The organism is Anaerolineales bacterium (assembly GCA_019637755.1).
Classification (GTDB): domain Bacteria; phylum Chloroflexota; class Anaerolineae; order Anaerolineales; family UBA11579; genus JAMCZK01.
Genome location: JAHBVC010000001.1, coordinates 1,255,364 through 1,272,734 on the forward strand (window position 1 = coordinate 1,255,364; position 17,371 = coordinate 1,272,734).

Consider the following 17,371-nt stretch of genomic DNA (forward strand, 5'->3'; position numbering starts at 1 on the left):
TCGGTCTCTCAGGCCAAGTCGCTCTGGCGCACTTCTTTGCCAAAGGGCATATCGGCAGCGGCTTTGCGGCCGAGCACCTGCGGAATATCCCACGACATCAATGCGCCTTCGACCGCCGGGCGCAGCACTTCGAGCATGTCTTCGGTGAAGACTTCGCCCGCTTTCACATCCCGCGCTACGCGCAAGCAATGGCGCTGCACGATGTAGGTGTCCTTCTCATTCTCGGCCACAAACTTCTGCTCAGAGCCAAGCGCCCGTTCCAGGATGCGTACTTCGCTCACCATGTGCGCCCAGTTGGCTGGGTTGAGGGCAAATTTGTGGTCAGGTCCCTCGCGGTCATTGCTATCCGTGAAGTGGCGTTCGATCACACGCGCCCCCAGCGCCACTGCGCCCACTACGGGGGCAGCCCCTTGCGTGTGGTCTGACAAGCCCAGGATGACATTGGGCCACTTTTGGGCATAGGTCTTGAGCACATTGAGATGCAAATGATCGTAGTTGCTATCGGACGCAGTGTAGTTGGTGTTGCACTGCATCAGCACAATTTGCTGATTGACCGGCTGCACCATGGCCATGGCACGTTCCACGTCGGCCATGTCGCAATCGCCGGTTGCCATCAGGATCGGTTTACCAAAGCTGGCCATGCGCACGATGGCTTCGGGCCAGGACATCAGGCTGGAGCCAGCTTTGAAGGCAGGCACATAGGGCACGAGCATGTCGATGGCGTCATGGTCATAAGGCGAGGAGAAGTAGTGAATATCAAACTCTTCGCAGGCTTCTTTGAGCAGCGGGGTCCATTCGAAGGGAATCGAGGCATCCTCGTAGACCTCGACCACGCTCTTGGTCCAGGCGGCCTGGTGCGAGAGCTGGCCACCCAGCGAGCGGAAACCGTAGTCAGAGACGATCTTGGGGGCGCGGAAGTTTTGGAACTTGGCTGCATCGGCGCCAGCTTCTTTGGCTAAACGAATCAGCTCAATGGCGCGGTCTAAATTGCCGTCATGGTTGGCAGCGATATCCGCAATAAAGTAGGTAGGGTGCTGCAAGCCAACTTTGCGACCTTGAATATCGATTTCCATCACATCCTCAATCCTTCTACAGGCTGGCCAGGCGGCCGGCCAAGGCACGCACCGTCTGGCGGTGGCCGTTATCTAACTCAGCATGCAAGCGTGCCACGCCTTCGGCCACGCTGGGCAGGCGGCGGCCGAGCGCTTGGCTCAGCCGACTCACATTCAGGCGCAGGTCCGCTGAACGCGGCGCGCTAGCTTCGGCGTGCAGGGGGCGTACCAGCGCTTCGTCAAAGCCAAACTGCCGCGCAATCATCACGCCAAAGTCATACTTGCTCAGGCTGTCGCGGCTGCCGGCGTTGTATATGCCGTGCGCATTGGCAGACAACAGCTCCAGAATAATCTCTGACAAGAAACCCACATGCAGCGGAGTGAAGAGACGGTCAGTAAAGCCGTTGACCGCTTCACCCGCGGCGAGCTTGTTGTAAAAGAACTCGGCCAGGCTGTGAGCGCCGTTGGGGCTCCAGCCGAACAGGTTGGGCCGCAAAATCAGCCACTGCGGATGGGCCGCCTTCACTGCCAACTCCGCCATGCGCTTGGTCTTGGCGTACACGCTCAGCGGGTTAGGCGCATCGGTCTCTTTGTAGGGTGCCTGGCTGCCGTCAAACACCGCATCCGTGGAAATGTGTACGAAGCGCAGGTTACGGCGCGCCGTTTCGCGCGCCAGCTCGCCGGGCAGCTCCGTGTTGAGCTTGTGAGCCAACGCTGGCTGGCGTTCGCACGCGTCAATATCGGCCAGGGCGGCGCAGTGCACCACCCAATCTGGCTGGGCCTCATCCAGCACGCGTGCCACCGCGCCCGCTGCAAGCAAATCCGCTTGTAGCGTCGCAAAGGGCGCCTGGGCCAGCGGATGCTGGTTGCTCACGCCCACCACGGTGTAGTGGGCAGCAGCTAGCAGAGCCAGGTTGCTGCCCAGCAGGCCGCTGGCGCCTGTCACCAGGAGGCGCGGTTGGCTCACGCCAGCTTGCCTGCTTTCATATCCGCCTCAATCGGCGCAATGATGTCACGGATCTCAGCCGGGCTGAGCATTTGCTCGTTCTCATTGCTGACGTAATGGAAGCCCTCGGGAAGCGCTTTGCCCTTATCAGCCCAGGTGTGTACAAAGAACGGGCCCTGGGCCGGCTGGATGACGTACATGCTCTCCAGCTCTACCGCGGAGCGCGCTTCATCTTCGGAGATCAGCACTTCGTGCAGCTTCTCACCGGGGCGGATGCCTACGACTTCGATCTCGGCCTCCGGGGCAATCGCCTGGGCCAAGTCTGTGATGGTGGTGCTGGGCAGCTTGGGCACAAACACTTCGCCGCCATGCATGATCTCAATGCAATTCAGTACAAAATCAACGCCCTGTTCAAGTGAGAGCCAGAAGCGCGTCATACGCTCATCGGTGATGGTGAACTTGCCCGCCTCACGCTGGCGCAGGAAGATGGGCACCACGCTGCCGCGGCTGCCGACCACGTTGCCGTAGCGCACGCAGGCGAAGCGCGTCGGGCGGTCACCGGAGTAGGCGTTGCTTTGCACGGTGAGCTTCTCGGCGGCCAGCTTGGTGGCGCCATAGAGGTTGGCCGGGCTGACGGCTTTGTCTGTGCTGAGCGCCAAGACTTTCTCTACGTTGTTCTCCAGCGCGGCTTCAATCACATTGGCCGTGCCGAGGATGTTGGTCTTGATGGCTTCCATCGGGTTGTACTCACACGCTGGCACCTGCTTGAGCGCGGCAGCGTGGATGACGATGTTGACGCCATCCATGGCGCGCTTGAGACGCTGCTCATCACGAATATCGCCAATGAAATAGCGCAAGTTCTCCTGATTGAAGCCCGCCTCGCGCATTTCGTGCTGCTTAAGCTCATCACGGCTGAAGACAATGATCTTCTCCGGCTGGTATTTCTCTTGAAGAATGCGAATGCAAGCCTTACCGAAGGAGCCCGTGCCGCCAGTGATGAGGATGGTTTGATTTTTCCAATTCATAGGGTTCTCTCTTTACTTACTAAACACAATCAGGGGGTAGCGGCCGTGCTTGCCAAAGAAGCGCGGGAACAATTCTTCCAAACGATACAGCACTTTGAGCCAAAAGCGCCCGGCCCACGGCTCACGAATGTAGAAGCGCAAAAAGTGAGTACCCAACGTGCGCCACACGTAAATATCGATGGGGAAGTAACCACTCAATGCCTGGCGCAGCTCGCGGTAGCCGCGCTTCTTGACGAAGGTGCCGCGTCCCATGGTCTTCTCCTGCGGCAGATGGTCTTTCTCCGGTGCGGCGCCGCGCACACGCTTGATGAAATCTGTGAGCTTGACGAAGAACGTGTCCAGCGGGGCATCGCCCCAGCCGTTGACCACGGCGGCGCTGCGGCCCGGCGCCAGCACGCGGTACAGCTCACGGTAGCCGGTGACCTGCTCACTCTCGGGCACATGGTGGATGGTATGCAGGGACACCACGCCATCAAACACATCGCTGGCAAACGGCAAACGGGTCACATCGGAAACGACGAACAAGCCTTTGTCACCAATGCGCTTGCGGGCGGCTTGCAGCGCGGTGATGGAGACATCCGCGCACACGCGCTTCTGATAGCCGGCCGAATATTCAAGATACTCTGGGTACTGAATTGGGCCAGAGCCAGCATCCAGCAGCAGGCGGCCGCTGGGCGCCAGGTGGCGCTTGACGCGTAGGTGGGCGCGGTGAATGTACTCCTGCGAAACCGGGCGCAGGTCTTCGTAGCGCGCGTTTTGGAACAAGCCGTCCGAAATCTCCTGCCAGCCTACGCGGTCATAAAACTCGCGTACCTGGCGCTTGATCTCGCGCTCATCCAGGTTGGTTTGTGTCCCAGTCAAAGGGTTCTCCCATCAAATAGTCAAAGGTGCGTGCATAGTGGTGCTGGCCTTCAGGGGTAAATAACTGAGCCAGCGGCATCGCCTCCACATCCTTGGCGAAGTGGAGCAAATGCCAAGGGAAGGGCTGCGGATAATCGAAAAAGAAGCGGTAGGCATAGTGCCATGCCCGGTCTACCTCGGTTGGCTTGAGCTGCGCGGTGGGCAAATCTGCCAGGCTGCGCTCCAGCATAGCGAAGTAGTCTTCCCAACTGGCCGGATCTTGCGTAAAGCCCTTGCCGCGGTAGTGTGTGCGGCCAACAACAATCACAGGGCGGCCGCTCATCGCCATCTCTAGCCCAACCGTGGTGGTGTAGACCAAGCCCAGTTGGGCCGCCTCGACCAAGTCATAGGTATTGACCGGGTCACCTGCGGCCACCAAGTGAATGTTCTGAGGCAGCTCAGGCATGGCCTGCTTGACCAGATCGGCCACCGAGGGACCATCCAGGTTGCGCTCGCCGGGGTGTACACGCAGCACCAGCTGCACATCTTTGCGTTCGGCAAAATAGGCCAGCGTGCGGCGCAGCCAGGTGCTCATATCGCCGCTGAAGGTGCTGCGGCCGAGGGTCAGGCTGTCGCCGATGACGTTGGCGGCCAGCAGTATCACCGGACGCGCATCCAAGCCCAGTTTGGCGCGCACCTGCGCCGCACCTTCGGTGGGCGCGTCTTGCCACTTGCGGTAGAAGTGGCGGAAGAGCCCGGCGGCCTGGCGCGTGGCGAACAGCTCTTGTACTTCAGCACGCTGTGCATCGGTAAAGGGTTCGCTGCGGCGGGCGGCCCACAGGCTGTCAGTCTCCTGCAACATGACGGATTGGTTGTGCGCCAGCCAGATGCGACCGCGCTGCTCACCAAATTCGTAGCTCACCACGGGAATGTTGAGGTGACGGGCGGTGTGCAGAATGGCACCAAATTCAAGAATGAGGCCGTTGGGCAAAATCACCACATCCGGCTGCTCACGCTGCATCCAAGCCAACGCAGCCGAGGCGGCGGCGCGGTTGGATTGCAGACGTAACTTGAAGAGTTGGCTGCTCTTATCTACTTCTTCCACTTGCTGGGTGTACTGCACATCCATAACGGAAACCTGCTCCACCGCGGCCTCTAGGGCACTGGGCAACGCGGCTCCCGCTGCATTCAAGAAGGGCTCAACAGGCAGCACAGCTTGCATGGGTGCAAACACGCTGCGCGCATAGGCATCACGGCGGCGTAGGTCAAAACGCGGCACATCCGCCTTCCATGTGGCGTGCGGCAAATAGGCGAGGGTGACATCATGCCCCAGGCCGCGCAGCGCCAGCGAAAGCAGGCTGGCGTGGTGAATCCAGTAGTGCAGCGTGGCAAACACCAGCGCCTTGCGGCCAGTCTGCGTTTTCAGCGGAGAGTTTTGTACGGCACCTATCCAGCCGGGCAGTTGGGCGCGCAGCTCTTCGAGCTTGAAGCCGTCAATCGGCGCGTCACCGCCGCGCAGCGCCCAGGCGAGCTCTGCAGTGGCTGGCACGTGCCCCAAGAGATCCTTGAGACGGCTGGCGGCCATGCTAGTTGGCGGCCCCCACGCGCTCAATCGTCCAGTCCAACTGCGGGCGCACAAAGCCCTGACGCGGTTCGGGCCAGTGCATACCGGGAGCGCCCATGGCGTCTACAGTGAAGGCCAGGGCGCGCTCGTCCCAGAAATAACGACGCACGCGGAAGGCGCTGGCGTTCACGCCCAGTAGGTATTGGCCTTCATTCAAGAAATCAGCGGGCAGGATGGCGCGGCTGACGTAGCGGCCAGCCTCACGCGTGCCATGTTTTTCAAACGCAGCCGGGTCATCGGTATCAAACGAGGTGAGAATGACCTCACCGCGCATACTCTGCAAGTAAATGCCCACGCGCAGGCCCTGAATGGGATGGGCCAGTGTGTATTCGAATTCAATTTCCAGCGGCTGGCGAGACTGGGCCGTCTCCACCACGCTGCCGCTGGGGTCTTTGACGCGCAGCGCCACCGGTGCAAAGGGTGCGGCATCGGCCGGTACTTCATCAGCAGCCCATGTGCGCTCGCCGTTCTTTTGGAAGCTGGAGGACATGTAATAGTCCACCGCCTCACGCGTCGGCGCACGGAAAGCCAACTGGCCGCGCTCCATCACAATGCATTCTTCAGTCAGGCGCAGAATGGCGGACATGTTGTGGCTGACGAACAGCACGGTGCGGCCGGCAGCAGCCACATCGCTCATCTTGCCCAGGCACTTGCGTTGGAACTCGGCATCACCTACGGCCAATACTTCGTCCACCACCAGGATCTCGGGCTCCAAGTGCGCCGCCACAGAGAAGGCTAGACGCAAGTACATGCCGCTAGAGTAGTGCTTGACGGCCGTGTCAATAAATTTATCCACGCCAGCAAATTCAACAATCTCGTCAAATTTCTTGGCAATCTCGCGGCGCTGCATACCGAGCACGGCGCCATTGAGGAAAATGTTCTCGCGCCCGCTCAGCTCGGGGTGGAAGCCGGTGCCGACTTCGAGTAATGAACCGACACGGCCGTTAATTTCAGCATAGCCGGTGGTGGGGTCAGTGACACGCGAAAGAATCTTGAGCAGCGTACTCTTGCCGGCACCGTTGCGCCCCACCACGCCCAGCACCTGGCCCTGCTTGACGTCAAAGGTGACATCGCGCAGCGCCCACACCTTCTCAGCGCGCTCACGCAGCTCGCCCTTGAGCAGGCGCACCGGCCAAGTGACCGCCGCGCCCAGGCGTTCGCCCAGGGTGCTATAGGCCTGCTGGCTGCCACCCAGGCGGTATTGCTTGCCTAACCCTTCAACGCGTATGGCGTAGCTCATCTAGACCACATCCGCAAAGGTGCGTTCCATGCTGCGGAAATACATCAGGCCGCTCACCAGCATGACGGAGGCAGAGGCCAGCGAGACCCACAGCATGTTCTCGGAATACACAGGCACACCCAACAGCGCCTGGCGGAAACCTTCCACCACGCCCACGAGCGGGTTGAGCGCATACAGCCACTGCCACTGTTCGGGCAGGCGCTCAAAAATGCTGGAGGCTTCGTAAGCGATAGGGCTGGCCAACATCCAGAATTGCGTCAAGAAAGGGATGATGTATTTGACATCACGATAGTGCACATTCAACGCCGCCAGCCACAGGCCTACGCCCAGCGCGGTCAGCAGCGTAATCAGCACATACACCGGCAGCAGAAGCAAGTTGGCCGGTGCAAACTTGTAATAGATCATCATGCCGGCCAGGATCAGGAAGGCCACGGCGAAATCGAGCACACCGCTGAGCACGTTGGCCAGCGGCACGATGATGCGCGGAAAGTAGACCTTGGTGATCATGTTGCGGTTGGCCACCAGCGAACGGCTGGCATCGCTGACCGCATTGGAGAAAAGGTTCCAGGGCAGCAGCGCCGCAAAAGTGAACAGCGGGCGCGGCACACCGCCGGTGGGCAGGCCAGCCACCTCGCCGAAGAGCAGGTTGAGCAGCAGCATCTGCAGCAGGGGCTGCAAGATGGCCCAGGCGCCGCCCAGCAGGGTCTGCTTGTAGCGCACAAGGATGTCTCGCCAGGTGAGGAAGACGATCAGCTCACGGAAGCTCCACAGCTCGCGGAAGTTCAGCCCCACCATGCCGCGTTGTGGGCGGATGAGCACCTTGGTGCTCGGCGCGCTTTTGGTTACGACGCTGCTCATTTAATCAGCTCAGCACGATGCTGCAAGTACCAGTCAATCGTCTTGCGCAACCCTTCTTCAAAGTTCACACGCGCCCGGAAGCCAAACAGCTCCTCGGCGCGGCTGACATCCAGCAGGCGGCGCGGCTGGCCGTTGGGATAGGCCTCGTTCCATACCAGCTCGCCCTCGAACCCGACCAGGCGGCTAATGAGCTCAGCCAGATTCTTGATGCTGATCTCGTAACCAGAGCCCAGGTTGACCGGCTCATCGCCATCGTAGCGCTCGGCGGCCAGCACAATGCCTTCGGCGGCATCTTCAACATAGAGGAATTCGCGCGTGGGCGAGCCATCGCCCCACAGCTCCACCTGCGTATCGCCATTCTCCTTGGCCTCCACAAATTTGCGGATGAGGGCGGGGATGACGTGCGAGGACGCCGGGTCAAAATTGTCCTTAGGGCCATATAGGTTCACTGGCAGCAAATAGATGGCATTGAAATCATGTTGTTGGCGGTAGGCCTGCGCCTGCACCAGCAGCATCTTCTTGGCCAAGCCATAGGGCGCATTGGTCTCCTCAGGATAGCCATCCCACAGCTCATCCTCGCGGAAGGGCGTATGGGCAAACTTGGGATAGGCGCATACCGTACCCAGCGCCACAAACTTATCCACGCCCTGCTCCCAGGCCTGGTGCATGAGGGGGATGCCCATCATGATGTTCTTGTAAAACAGGTCAGCCGGCTTCTCACGGTTGAGACCAATACCGCCGGCCAATGCGGCGATGTGAATGAGCACATCCGGCTTGGCATCCTGCAGCAAGCGCGTGATCTGCTCCGGCTGTACCAGGTCATAGTCTTTGCTGCGCGGGATAAAAATATCGGTAGCGCCGCGTTGGCGCAACGTCTCCACCACAAAGGAACCGAGGAAGCCGCCGCCACCGGTGACGGTTACCCGTTTGCCAGCCCAAAAGTTCGTTTCAGTCATTCGTTTCACCTTTACTGCACAATGAACTGCGCGTTGCGAAAGCGTGGGTTGTGCGGATCGCGGATCAAGCCTTCCTGCAAGGCGCGCAGCAACTCGCGGATGCCATCATCCACCGTAAACCGCGTTCGGAAGCCCAGCACGCGGCGTACTTTTTCAAAAGAGACACTGATGTCACGCATGTCTCCGCCAAAGGTCAGGTCTTTGTAATTCACTATGATCTCGGGCAGGCGTTTGATGATCAACCCCACAATTTCGTCTTTGCGGTAATTGCCCGACTCGTCGCCCAGGTTAAAGATCTCGCCGCGCACCTGATCCTCGGGCGCATCCAGCCCGAGCAAAATGCCCGCCACGATATCGCGCACATGCACAAACGAGCGCGAGTAGCCGCGCTGGTAGATCAGCAGCTCGCGCTTGGTGAACGCCTCGAGCACAAACTGGTTGACGATCAAATCAAAACGCGTGCGTGGCGAAATGCCAAACAAGGTCGCAAAGCGGAAGATCACCGGCGTACAGGCGGACTCTTTTTGCGCCAGCAAGTATTCCTCAGCGGCAATCTTGGTTTCGGCATACAAAGACTGCGGGTGCAGTGGCGATTGCTCGGTCACCAACTCGCCGTCTTTCGATTGGCCATAATTGCTATAGGTGGAAGAGAAGATAAAGCGCTTGGCGCCCATCTCGGCCGCCTGTTCAAAGACGCGCTGGGTGGTGTCTACGTTGTAGTGCCAGGCCACGGATTTGCCCACCGCCTGGCACGCCGGAAAGCCGACGATGCCCGCCAGGTGCACGATGGCATCCGGCTGGGCGCCGGTGCGCAGCAACTGGCGAAAGTTCTGCGCATCGCCCACATCCGCCTTGATAAATTTGAAATTGGGATGGGCCAGGTATGCCACCAGCGAATCGCCGCCAAACAGCAGCTTATCCATCACGGTGACCTGCTCGCCGCGCTGCAGCAATTCGCCCACCAGCAGCGAGCCGATGTAGCCCGCCCCACCTGTTACAACGATATGGCGGCTCACGCGCGCGACTCCTGGTCCATGATCAGATGCACCTTATGCCCGCTGACGCGTAAGATGGCAGCCACCGGGCGCTCTGACTCAACCGGCATGCCCTGCTCCATACAGGTCAATTTACAGATATCCAAAATATCACTGGGGCTGCCCGGCGCCACTTCCAGCGCCACGGCTTTCACGCCGGCGGCACGCGCCTCAGCCAGCAGGCTTTGCACGCGGTCACGCGTGCGGCGATACAGCGCCATGGATTGCTCTACATAATCCACCGTCAGGCGGGCGCGCAGGCTGAGGCCTTGCGGCGTGATGATGTAGCGCAGCTTACGGCGCTGGGCACGCGTGACCTTGACGTAGCCTTTGGAGATCAGGCGCTTGAGGTGCCAGTTGACCGTGCCCACGGCCACGCCCAACTGACCGGCCAGAGACGCCTGGGTGACATCCGGATCAGTTTCGATGTGCTCGAGCAGGAGGAGATCCCGTGCGGGATCGGCTTGTTGTTCCATAGGATGGGTGGCTAAAATTCAGCCGCTGAATTATAACGTTGCGAGGGCAAAGGTCAAGTGCGCAGGCTATCCCACAGCATATACAAGGCACAGCTAGCCAGACCCACCCCCACCACCTGCTGCAGATCCACCAGCGGCCACCATTCCAAGCCCACATAGCGGCGCAAATACCACGGTACGAACCAGGCACACAAGATCAGCGCCGAAACCAGGCTGCGCCGCAGCCACGGGTCTTCGGTTTCACGCTGCTGCACCCAGGCCCAGGCAGCCAGCATGACCTGCACGCCAGCAAAGGCGCTGCGATAGCGCGGGCTATCCCACAGATCGCCGCCGCCGCGATAGGAGGCCACCAGGCTCACCGCCCACTGGCCCCACATCCACACCCCCGGCAGCCACAGGGCGGCGCGGCTGCGCAGAATGAGGTAGCTGGCATACACCAGTAGGGCCAACACTACCGTCCAGCCCAGCGCGCGCCACACGCCGATCGCGGTCCACACCAGCGGGCCGCCGGCAAACAAAGCCGCCGGCAACAGCGGCCGCACCAGCCCATAACCCACCAGGAAGGGCACCTGGCTCCACAAGGGCATGCGCTTAAATTGGCGCGCTACCCAGCCGGAGGAGTTTTTGCTAACGTAGGCCTGCCAATCGGCGGATTGCACCAACCAAGTATCCGCCGCGCCGCGCACAAAAATAACATACGCCAGCCCCGCCAGCGCCAGCACCCCCAGCGCGATCCACACCCGGCGTTGGCGCAACACAGCCCAATCCGTCAACGCCAGCCAGGTAAGCACGGCGAACAATAGCAAGGAGGACATGAACGGCCAGGAGAGGAACGCCGCCACGCCAAAACTAGCCAGTACCAACCCGCGGCCCGCCGGCCGCGGCCCATGCACCCACTGTTGCACGCCCAACAGCACCATCGGCAGCAAACACACCGTGAAGGCCTCGCGCATTTGTGAAGAGCCCAATAAGGCTGCCTCGGGATACAGCGCCAGACCCCATGCAGCCAGCCAGGCCACCTTGGGCCCGAAGGCACGCTTGGCCGCCGCCCAGGTGAAGGCCACCGCCAGGCCTGAGGCCAAGGCGGCCGGCAGCAGGGTCAGGATGGGCATATGGCTGGGGGCGAGCAGATAGCGATAGATCGCCGCGCTCAGAAACAGCAGGCCACCATATTGATCAGTGCTGCTGTAGCCGGCAAAAGCCTGCCACAGCGGCTCCCCCGCTTGGGCAAACTGCCAGGCCGCCGTATCGCGGTTGAAAGCATCTTGCATCACGTAGCCCGCCGCCTGCACGTCTGTCGGGTAACCCCAGGCCGGCAGCCCCAACAGCCAGACAAGGCTAAGCGCCACGCGCAAGCTAATCGCGCCCAGTACCAACCAGACCAACCACCGCGGCGCGTTCTCGGCCTGCAGTACGCGCCACGTCAGCCAGGCCACACCGGCCAGCAGCGCCAGCAAGCCAGCTACGGACCACCAGCCCGCGACCGAGCGAAAGTGATTGGAGATCCAAGCCAGCAGGAAGGAAAAGGCCAGCAGGTTCAAGCTCCACACGGCAAAGGATCGAGGGTGGACAGTGGTTTGGGTTTGCTTCTTGGTCATACCTTATTCAATCTCCGGGCAGCCATCCGCAAAATGGCTGGATGGCACTATTGTGCCGTATTGCGGCAGAATGACCGCCAGGGCGCTGGGGGCGTGGCTGCTGCAGCGCAGTACGATGGCATCGCTAGCATGCGGAAACTGCAGCGGGCTATCTGCCAACGGCAAGAGCACCGGCATGGGTTGCGGCCCGATCAGGTAAAAGCTCAGCCGCGGGAAAGTTTGCACTTCGGTGAGGGCGAAGCCCAGGGTTTCGCCTTCCCCGGCGGCAAAGAAGCTGGGGTAGAGCGCGCGCCCATTCAGGATATCCAGCTTGCCCTCTTCCAGCAGAGTGAGCAGGGCCGCCGGGGCGTCTGGCAGCGCCTGTACCTGGCTGATCACCTGTGCCGCGCTCAGCTTGCTGTAGCGCGGCTGCGAAAAGGCTTCGATCAGCGAATAGGAGCAGCCCGCCAAGCCCAATGCCAGCAAGGTCAGCAGCCAGGCCCGCGCCGTGCTGGGTGCAGGCGCCGCCGGCCGCGGCGCATCTGGAGCGGCTAGCCAGGCACGCCGCGGCCACAGCGCCGCCAACCATAAGCACACCTGGGCGATGCCAATCGCGTAATACACCAGCACCGTCCAGTCAGCGGGCAGGTTGTAGCGCCAGCCAGCCACGCGGGCCAGTGCCAGATTCGCCGTAAAGCCAAGATTGATAAACAGTGGCACCAGGCCAGCCCAGCGCAAGCGCTGCCAACTGGCGGCCAACCCGATGCTTACCAAAATCAAGTTCAGCGCCACCACCGGCCAGCTCTCCGCGGCCAGGTGGCCATCCCAACTGGGCCAATAAGGCAGCGTGCGCACGTGGCTTTCCAGCTCGCGCAACACGTGGCTCGTTGGCAGGGTCATGAAGTTGATCAGTTGATTGCGGGCGAAGTTATCGATTACAAAGCCCGCCACGAAGCCCGGATCCTGGCGAATGAAGTCACGCACCGCACCCATTTGGCGCGCGTAGTAATCGCCTTCACTTTCACCCTCCAGGAAGGGCAAACCAAAGGTGCCGGCTTCATAGCGATAGCGGTTAGCTAAAAAGCCCGAGACCACCGAGTCTTCGATAGCCCACTGGCCCATTTCCAAGCGGTTGCGCAGCACCCAGGGCGCCGCCACCAGCAGCACGCCCAAGCCAAACAGCAAGACCGCGCGCCAACTGCGCCGCAGCCCCCACACCAGCAGCGCCAGCACTGCAAACACGGGCACCACGGTCAGCATTTGTGAGCGCAGCAAGATGAATGCGCCCAGCACCCCCCCCAACACCAGGGCGCGCCGCCCATCCGGCGCGGGCGGGCTTAACCAGCGCAGTGCCAGCACCGCCACCAGGGTGATGCTCAAGGCGGCGGGCAGATCGGCCATCAGCAGCTTGGCATGCGAGAGGTTGATCACATCGCCGAGGGCAATGGCATTGCTCTCGCGGAAGATCATGAGCCCGGCCAGCAACAAACCAGAGAGTCGATGGTGCATGCGGCTGGCCAATAGATACAACAAGGCCGGAAACAACGCCAACACGAGCACCTGCAGTTGGATCACCTGCGCATAACTCGGCAGCACACTTTCGGCGGCCGCCAGAAACATAACGTAGAGCGGCCGGCGGATGGCCACCGTGCCACCAAAGCGAAACCCCTCGCCGATCTGCACATTTTGTGCGATGACATCATGGTTGAAGGCATCCGAGAGCGGATAGCTCTCGTAATTGGGCGCCGCCGGAACGCTGTTGTAATAGGTGGGCTGGGCTGGCTGCAGCGTCCAGGCTGCAGCGGCCAGCAGCCACACCAAGGCGGCCAGCGCGGCATCAGCCCGGCGTAGCTGCAGCCGGGCACTGGCGGCCAGTAACGCGATGGCCAGGCCCAGGGCCAACACACACTGAGTCAGCAAGATCGGCGCGTTGGGGGCGGCCCAGCGGGTTGCATCCTGCCCCAGGCCGACACGCGTGGTCAGGATAATGACAATCACCAACACCAACGCCAGGCAAACCCACAGGCTGCTGCGCACCAGGCTGCGGGCGGGTTGCCATGCGGCCCAGTCTGGCCGCTGGGCCACGGCCCACAGCACCAGCCCCGCGGCGATCCAGGCCACCAGATAGCCAAAAACCGGCTGCAAGCGCTGCAGATACAGCGCCCATGAACCAAAAAATGTAATCAACCGCTCCAGCGGCAGCCACGCCAGGCCCAGTAGGCCTAACCCAGCCGCCCCCACCGCGATCCCCAGGCCTGCCGGCTGTGCACCCAGCCAAGCCAGCGCGGCTTGGCGGCGCGGCTGCATCGCCCGACCGCGCGCCAACACCCACAACACGGCCAGGCCGGGCACGGCCACCAAGCCCGCCAGCAGTAAACGCTCTATAGAAAAGCCCCACCATACGGCGTTCTCTGCCTGGCTGGGCTGGGCCAGCAAGCCTGCCAGCGCAGCCACCGCGCACAGCAGCAAGGCCAGCGCGAGGATACGCCAAATGATGTCAAGAATTTGTTGTGGAGTTTTCATGGGCCAAGGCGCGCCGCTGCTGCGCCCGCACCATCTTATCTTAACTACGGGCAGCTAAAGCTGCGGCCGATGGGCATGAAGATCTCCACCCCGGCATCGCGAAAATCGTGGATCGATTGGTAATAGCGCAGCAAGGGCAGGCTGACCCAACGCTTCCAGGCATTGTTTTCCTCAGCCAGGCTGTCGCCGTATTGGGGGTTGCGCCCGCGGAACAGGGTGTCTTCCAGTTCGCCGACGATCAAGCTGTATTTGTGGGCAGCCAGATCATCAACAAATGCCTCAAAGTAGGCGCGGTTGCCCGCTAAGGCCTGATCCATCACATATTTCTTTTCATACTCTGGGTTGAGCGCGATGGTTTGCTGGTAGCGGAAGGTGAGTAATTGGCGCTGATCCAAGAACAGCACCGGACCATAGTGGGCAGCACACAGGATGTTGCTATCCAAACGCTGCATGATGTAAGCCATGCGCTCATCATCAGGCAGGCTCAGCGGCGCGCCGGAATACAAGGGAAACAACGCCGGCACAACCAAGATCGCCAGCAGGCAGGCTTGTACCGCGGGCGTGGTCGCCAGCCATTCCCCCAGCCGCTGGTGCAGGCCCGCTTCCCACGCCACGCCGGCCAAGAGCACGCAGCTCACCAGCAGCATATCCAGGTTGTGCAGATCAGCGCCGCCGCCCACTTTGGCGCTGGCAATCAGGCCCACACCCAGGAAGGCGAGCAACCCGCCAACCACGGCGAAGTGTTGCAACTGCGTGGTCTTCCAATAGCCCTTGCGCGCCAAGTAGATGCACAGCCAAGCCAAGGGCCCCACCGCGGCCAGCAGGCCGAGCAGGATGCCGGGCGGAAAAACATCATTGGGCAGCATGCGCTGCCAGGCATACGGTTGGCTGGTCACCACCGCCTGCAGCCCCTGCACACTGGTCACCCCTTGGGCACCTGGCGTGCCATCTACCATTGGGCTGCTCACCGCTGGGGCCAGCAAGCTGTTGACGATGCCAGTAAGGATCGGCAACCCTTTGCTCCATAGGCCACTCAGCCCAAGGATGGCGGCGCGGGCCACATCCTGCACGCGCAGCCGCGGGTGCTGCAGCGCCGCATCCGAAAGCGCCAACATCACAGCCCAGATCGCCGGGGCGAACGACCAGGTGAAGCGGCTGGTGCCGGCATACACGCCGGCCAACGCGACCAGCGGAATGGATAGCCATAACGGCTTGCGCCGCGCGAACGCCACCAGAATAGCGCTGAGGATCAGCGGGGCGTAGATCGGGCCTTGATTCAAAAACAGCAAGGCCCACAGGCCAGCCAGGAACCATTGGCGCCGGGCGCCGGGTAGCGGGCGAAAGGCAAACCAGCCCAGCAGGGCATAGGGCAAAGTGGTCATCAACGCGCTCCAGGCGCGCGCCGCGGCAATCGTCAAATCAGCAGACAGGAAAGGCAGGCCCCACAGGGTCTGGCGCCCCGGGTCGATCCACACGAAGATCGGCTGATCAGCCGGGTAGGCGTAGCGGGCACGCCCAAACAGAATGGAATAATCCCACAGGCGATTGCCTTCAGACCAATGCAAGGCCAAGGGGTAATCCGTCACGCGCACGAAGGCATCGCCCAGCACCAACCCACAGCCCACGAGAAGCAGAGCCAGCAAGCTACTGCGCCAAGACAGCAAAGCCATGCCCGTGGGCGAGAGGCACAGCGCCGCACCGAGCACGGCCACGCTGTACAGCAGGCTGCGGGTGAACAACCCGGTAAACAAGCCACCCCAGGGCGAGTAATAGATAAAGACCCACGGCAGGAGCACAAACAGCAGGGCCAGAGTGAAGCGGACAAACGGCGGCAGCCAGGCGGCAATACGGTTGCGTTGCGCCACACTCCATTCAGGGGTGTTCAGGCTGCGGCGCACGATCCAAAGCAGTGCCGCCAGCCCGGCAGCAAATAACAGCAAGGTGATCAGCCATTTGGCGGAAAGCCGGCCGACGAAGAAACCAGAACCCCAGGCGATCTGGGTGGCTTCGGCAAAAGCACCGAGCGCAAGCGTCGCCGCCAGCCCCAAAAATAGATCGTGCTTGTGCTTAGCCACGCCAGAGCTTCTCGATGAGTTGTTGGTAGGCGGCGCCCATGGCAGCCGCTGTGTACTGCTGCTGGGCGACGCGCTGTGCCTGCTGGCCCAGGCGCTGCCGTAGGGCCGCATCGGCGGCGATGCGATCCAGAGCCTGCGCCATTACCTGAGGCTGCTCAGGGTCCACCAGCAGGCCGGTGCTTTCGTGCGCCAGCACCTCCGCCGTGGCGGGGATGCGCGTGGCCACGATCGGCAGGCCGGCAAACATCGCTTCCAGCAGGGCCAGCGACATTCCCTCCCACAGTGAAGGTTGCACAAATACATCGGCCACACTGAGCCATTGAGGCACATCGCTACGCACGCCTGCGAAGTGCACGCGGCTGGCGATGCCGAGGTGCTGCGCCTTGGCGCGCAACTCCGCATCTAGTGGGCCGTAGCCCACAAAGGCGAAGACCAGCTGCGCCTGGTTGGTTTGGGCAATCGCATCCAGCAAATAACTATGGCCCTTCTGCACAGTTAGGCGCCCCACGGTGAGGCACAGAGTTTGCTGCTCGCCGGCGCCCACACTGGCCCGCAGGCGCGCCCGCTCCGCCGCACTTAACGGTTGCGCCGCCACCGGCACAATGCCATTTTCAATCACCACCAGTTTGTCGGCTCGCGCGCCTTCATGGCGCAGGGCGCCACTGCGCACCGCATTGGAGACGCAGACCATGCGCGTACACAACCGCGAATTGGTCAGCCAGCCGTGTACGCGGTCCAGCAGGGGTGAGCTGCCCTCCAAGCCGCTATGGTGGGTGCCCAGGCGTACTTTCACGCCGGCCAGCCAGGCGACCGGCAAGCCGAGCAAGTTGCTATGCGGGGTATAGGTAACAATGGCCCCTTTGCCGCGCAATACCGTCAACAAGCGCCACAAGCCCGCCACAAAACGCAGCAGATTGGCAAAGATGAACCCGCCCGGCCGCCAGCCGTCCAGCGAGACCACCTGGAAAGGGTGCTCGCTTTGCCACGTGGCGGCCAGCGACTGCTTGTCGTAAAAAAACGCCACCTGTACCGCAAAGCCTTGCGCATACAGATACTCTGCCAGGAAGAACAGCACCCGTTGGGCGCCGGCCATTTCCATTTGCGTGCCTAGGAGCAGGATCGAGGGTTTTTGTGAGGCCATTAGA

14 protein-coding genes are annotated in these 17,371 nt (G+C 61.6%); all 14 read right to left on the reverse strand.

Annotation, left to right across the window (positions count from 1 at the left end; all coding sequences use genetic code 11):
* Positions 1-8 precede the first annotated feature (8 nt).
* From KF821_06085 to KF821_06150, 14 genes are read right to left on the reverse strand one after another with little or no spacing between them, the layout of a single operon-like run.
* Complete coding sequence (locus KF821_06085; GenBank protein MBX3005382.1) at positions 9-1,073, reverse strand: N-acetylneuraminate synthase family protein; 1,065 nt, start codon at positions 1,071-1,073, stop codon at positions 9-11.
* A gap of 16 nt (positions 1,074-1,089) precedes the next feature.
* Positions 1,090-2,019: an SDR family oxidoreductase gene (locus KF821_06090; GenBank protein ID MBX3005383.1), complete on the reverse strand. Its 930-nt coding sequence runs from the start codon at positions 2,017-2,019 to the stop codon at positions 1,090-1,092.
* Positions 2,016-3,023, reverse strand: coding sequence for a UDP-N-acetylglucosamine 4,6-dehydratase (inverting) (pseB, locus tag KF821_06095; GenBank protein MBX3005384.1), 1,008 nt, complete (start codon positions 3,021-3,023; stop codon positions 2,016-2,018). The genes KF821_06090 and pseB overlap by 4 nt, the downstream gene beginning before the upstream one ends.
* A gap of 12 nt (positions 3,024-3,035) precedes the next feature.
* Positions 3,036-3,884, reverse strand: a complete 849-nt coding sequence (locus KF821_06100; GenBank protein ID MBX3005385.1) for a class I SAM-dependent methyltransferase — start codon at positions 3,882-3,884, stop codon at positions 3,036-3,038.
* A complete protein-coding gene (locus KF821_06105) occupies positions 3,856-5,448 on the reverse strand; it encodes a hypothetical protein (GenBank protein ID MBX3005386.1) in 1,593 nt (530 codons plus the stop codon). The genes KF821_06100 and KF821_06105 overlap by 29 nt, the downstream gene beginning before the upstream one ends.
* Before the next feature lies 1 nt (position 5,449).
* Positions 5,450-6,727, reverse strand: coding sequence for an ABC transporter ATP-binding protein (locus KF821_06110; protein ID MBX3005387.1), 1,278 nt, complete (start codon positions 6,725-6,727; stop codon positions 5,450-5,452).
* The gene (locus KF821_06115; protein MBX3005388.1) at positions 6,728-7,585 is read right to left on the reverse strand and encodes an ABC transporter permease; all 858 of its coding nucleotides are present in this window, start codon (positions 7,583-7,585) and stop codon (positions 6,728-6,730) included.
* Positions 7,582-8,541, reverse strand: a complete 960-nt coding sequence (locus tag KF821_06120) for a GDP-L-fucose synthase (protein ID MBX3005389.1) — start codon at positions 8,539-8,541, stop codon at positions 7,582-7,584. The genes KF821_06115 and KF821_06120 overlap by 4 nt, the downstream gene beginning before the upstream one ends.
* Positions 8,542-8,552: 11 nt before the next feature.
* Positions 8,553-9,557 carry an NAD(P)-dependent oxidoreductase gene (locus KF821_06125; GenBank protein ID MBX3005390.1) on the reverse strand — a complete coding sequence of 335 codons (1,005 nt, stop codon included), beginning with the start codon at positions 9,555-9,557 and terminating at the stop codon, positions 8,553-8,555.
* Positions 9,554-10,051, reverse strand: a complete 498-nt coding sequence (locus KF821_06130) for a winged helix-turn-helix transcriptional regulator (GenBank protein MBX3005391.1) — start codon at positions 10,049-10,051, stop codon at positions 9,554-9,556. Before KF821_06130 ends, KF821_06125 begins: the two co-directional genes overlap by 4 nt.
* Positions 10,052-10,104: 53 nt before the next feature.
* A complete protein-coding gene (locus tag KF821_06135; protein MBX3005392.1) occupies positions 10,105-11,649 on the reverse strand; it encodes a hypothetical protein in 1,545 nt (514 codons plus the stop codon).
* 3 nt (positions 11,650-11,652) lie between these two features.
* A complete protein-coding gene (locus KF821_06140) occupies positions 11,653-14,151 on the reverse strand; it encodes a hypothetical protein (GenBank protein MBX3005393.1) in 2,499 nt (832 codons plus the stop codon).
* A gap of 44 nt (positions 14,152-14,195) precedes the next feature.
* Positions 14,196-16,226, reverse strand: coding sequence for a hypothetical protein (locus tag KF821_06145; GenBank protein MBX3005394.1), 2,031 nt, complete (start codon positions 16,224-16,226; stop codon positions 14,196-14,198).
* Positions 16,219-17,367, reverse strand: a complete 1,149-nt coding sequence (locus tag KF821_06150) for a glycosyltransferase (GenBank protein MBX3005395.1) — start codon at positions 17,365-17,367, stop codon at positions 16,219-16,221. Before KF821_06150 ends, KF821_06145 begins: the two co-directional genes overlap by 8 nt.
* Between the last annotated feature and the right edge of the window lie 4 nt (positions 17,368-17,371).

Excerpts from the sequence above, each read along its gene's own strand:
- pseB (MBX3005384.1), bottom strand. The coding sequence starts at position 3,023 with ATGAATTGGAAAAATCAAACCATCCTCATCACTGGCGGCACGGGCTCC.
- KF821_06105 (MBX3005386.1), bottom strand. The coding sequence starts at position 5,448 with ATGGCCGCCAGCCGTCTCAAGGATCTCTTGGGGCACGTGCCAGCCACT.
- KF821_06150 (MBX3005395.1), bottom strand. The coding sequence starts at position 17,367 with ATGGCCTCACAAAAACCCTCGATCCTGCTCCTAGGCACGCAAATGGAA.
- KF821_06140 (MBX3005393.1), bottom strand. The coding sequence starts at position 14,151 with ATGAAAACTCCACAACAAATTCTTGACATCATTTGGCGTATCCTCGCG.
- KF821_06135 (MBX3005392.1), bottom strand. The coding sequence starts at position 11,649 with ATGACCAAGAAGCAAACCCAAACCACTGTCCACCCTCGATCCTTTGCC.
- KF821_06085 (MBX3005382.1), bottom strand. The coding sequence starts at position 1,073 with ATGGAAATCGATATTCAAGGTCGCAAAGTTGGCTTGCAGCACCCTACC.
- KF821_06110 (MBX3005387.1), bottom strand. The coding sequence starts at position 6,727 with ATGAGCTACGCCATACGCGTTGAAGGGTTAGGCAAGCAATACCGCCTG.
- KF821_06115 (MBX3005388.1), bottom strand. The coding sequence starts at position 7,585 with ATGAGCAGCGTCGTAACCAAAAGCGCGCCGAGCACCAAGGTGCTCATC.
- KF821_06130 (MBX3005391.1), bottom strand. The coding sequence starts at position 10,051 with ATGGAACAACAAGCCGATCCCGCACGGGATCTCCTCCTGCTCGAGCAC.
- KF821_06120 (MBX3005389.1), bottom strand. The coding sequence starts at position 8,541 with ATGACTGAAACGAACTTTTGGGCTGGCAAACGGGTAACCGTCACCGGT.